Annotated in this window: 1 protein-coding gene and 1 pseudogene; both read left to right on the forward strand. The window is 26.5% G+C overall.

Going from position 1 to position 3147, the window contains the following annotated elements:
* Positions 1 to 260 precede the first annotated feature (260 nt).
* Positions 261 to 1916, forward strand: a complete 1656-nt coding sequence (locus Q0F58_RS18460) for an RNA-binding domain-containing protein (RefSeq protein ID WP_294379374.1) — start codon at positions 261 to 263, stop codon at positions 1914 to 1916.
* Between the two features lie 347 nt (positions 1917 to 2263).
* Positions 2264 to 2947 (forward strand): annotated as a pseudogene (locus Q0F58_RS18465) (N-6 DNA methylase); the annotation flags it as partial.
* Positions 2948 to 3147: the final 200 nt, after the last annotated feature.

Raw genomic sequence — 3147 nt, forward strand, 5'->3', positions numbered from 1 at the left:
GATCAAGAAATTAAACATTTATTAAATGATTTAAATGAAAATGTTGATTACGGAAGCTATATTTAGCTTCCGTTTTTGTGGTAACATAAAATGCTAAACTATTTTATTATATGAAAATGAGGTAAAATATGAGTTTTTGTAAAAGTTATATTGAATGTATAATTATATATTGTCAAAGAATAAGGAGAAATTTGATTAATAAATTTAAAATAGTATATAATTTAAATAATATAAAATTTAGAATAAAAAGAGGTAAATGTGTGGATATAAATAAATTGATAGAAGAAGGGGAATCTACAACTATTGAGTTTAAGAGCTGGAAAAATGCTAGAAGTAAGAAAGATTTAATTAGTGTGATTACAAAAGAAGCTGTAGCTTTAGCAAATACAAAAGGTGGAGTGATATTAATAGGAGTAGAAGATGAAAAAAACAATAAAGAAATAACAGGATGTACGGATTATGATGCTCAAGCAATAATTGAGAGTATATACGATAGAACAATTCCAAAGCTTTTTACTGAAATAGAAGAGGTTAAGGTTAATGATAAGATTGTCTTAGTTTTAAAAGTTGAAAAATCTAATAATGTAATTTCTACATCAGCAGGAGAAACTTTTAAAAGATTAGGGAAAAATTCAAAACCAATGTTTGCAGAAAATTTTCCAAGTAATATTTTTGGAAAAACAAATGATGATTTCTCTAATATTATAATTGAAGATTCCTCACTTGATGATATTAATTTAATGGAAGTTTATAAACTTAAAGAAAGACTGAAAGTTAGAGAACCAGAATCTACTTTAACATTGTTAGATGATTTAGCTTTTCTTAGGGATTTACATTTGATTAAAGAGTTTAATGGAGAAGATAAACTTACAGTAGCAGGATTGCTATTTGTAGGAAAAGATGAAGCTATAAGAAGAAGTATACCACAAGCTGAAGTTATATATCTTCATTATAGTGATAAGAATAAAATAGAGTATGATAAGAGATTGGATTTGCGAACAGGAATAATTTCAATATTAGATAGATTAACAGAAGTTATAGAAGATAAAAACTATATAACTAATATTCAAGTTGGTTTATTTAGATTAGAGGTTAAAGATTTTCCTACAAACGTTTTTCAAGAAGCTTTATTAAATGCAATATCTCATAGGGATTATAGAAGCAATGCTTCTATATATGTAAAGCATTATTCTGACAAAATAGTAATTGAAAATCCAGGAACATTTCCTGAAGGGATAACTGAAAAAAATATAATAACTCATCCATCAGTACCAAGAAATAAGCTAATATGTGAAACATTACAGAGATTAAAATATGTACAAAGATCCGGTCAAGGAGTAGATATAATATTTAAGGATATGATTTCTTTAGGAAAAGCAACTCCAACATATGAGGTATATGAGGAAGCAATAAGATTAACTTTAACGAGTCAATTAGAAGATGAAGTTTTTGTTAAGTTTATTGTAGAAGAACAAGAGAACAATAATGAGATTTTTAGTTTATCAGAAACGATTATATTAAAGTATTTGAAAGAAAATAAAAATGTTAAAATAAATAAAATTAAAGAAATAACACAATTAGGAACTTTAGAGGCTAAAAATGTATTAAAAGAATTAATAAATAAGAAATTAATTGAAATTAGTGGTAGGGATTATATGTTGACTCAAATAGCATATGAGAATATGGGAGATAGTATAGGTTATACAAAAGATAAATCAATAGATCATATTAGAGCAACAGATATGATAAAAGAATATATAAAAGACAATGGATATATAACTAAATCAATTATAATGGACTTGTGCAGTTTTACTGAGGATAAGGCAAAATATATTATAAGGAAGCTTACTCAGAGAGAAGTAATATTAAAAGAAGGTACTGGGAAAGCAACTAAATATGTAATAAATAAAAAATAATGAAAAGTACTGAAAAAGTACCGGAAAAGTACCATAAAAGCACCGGAAAAGTACCATAAAAGCACCGGAAAAGTACCAAAAAGAGCTTAAAATGCGTAATTAGCCACTAAAACAAGTACCGAAAGAGGTACCGAAAAATAAATTTATAATAAAGATAGTGTTAGTATAGCTATAGAGAAATCTATGGCTTTTTATTTATATAAATTAAGGTTAATAAATATAAACTAGTGTATAATAGGGGTATAATTATTAGGATTTATTAGAATAAAACTAATATAGTTAAAAAATATAAATAAAAACATTATTTAGGGACTTAATTAGGAAATATTATATGAGGAGATTTATATATGATAACAGGTGAATTAAGAAGTAAAGTAGATAAGATATGGGAAACTTTTTGGACTGGTGGAATAACTAATCCATTAGAAGTAATAGAACAGTTTACATATCTTTTATTTATTAAGGGATTAGATGATAAAGAGATAATAAAAGAAAATGATGCTATTCTTTTAGGTATAGATTTTGATAGAACTTTCCCAGAGGATAAACAAAATTTAAGATGGAGTAAGTTTAAAAATTTTGAAGCTGAAACTATGTATGAAACAGTTTCAAATGAAGTATTTCCTTTTATAAAAAATCTTCATACTAATAAGGATTCAGCTTATGCAAAATATATGGGAGATGCAATATTTAAGATTCCTACACCATTAATGCTTTCTAAAATTATTGATGGAATTGATAATATTGATATGGATGAAAATAAAGATACTAAAGGAGATCTTTATGAATACTTACTTTCAAAGGTAGCAACAGCAGGTACAAATGGTCAATTTAGAACTCCAAGGCATATTATTGATATGATTGTTAAACTTATGAAGCCAACACCAGAGGATATTATAGTTGATCCAGCGGCAGGTTCAGCAGGATTTTTAGTATCTTCACAAGCTTATTTAAGAGAAAATCATGGAGATTTATTCTTAGTTCAAGGATTAAAGGAACATTTTAATAATGATATGTTCTATGGTTTTGATTAAAATAGCTACACACACTCGCGATTTTAGTCATGAGTTAGTAGCTAAAATAGTCAGCATATAGAGAGATCTATATGTAGAGATAGGTAAGACCTATCCAATACTACTTGAATTGCTGGAAAATCCTAAAGCTAACTAAACCACAACGTAAACATGAAATAAAGTTAAGCGTGAAGGTTACGAAAGTAGAAAAAATTAGT

The organism is uncultured Clostridium sp., assembly GCF_934754915.1.
Classification (GTDB): domain Bacteria; phylum Bacillota; class Clostridia; order Clostridiales; family Clostridiaceae; genus Clostridium.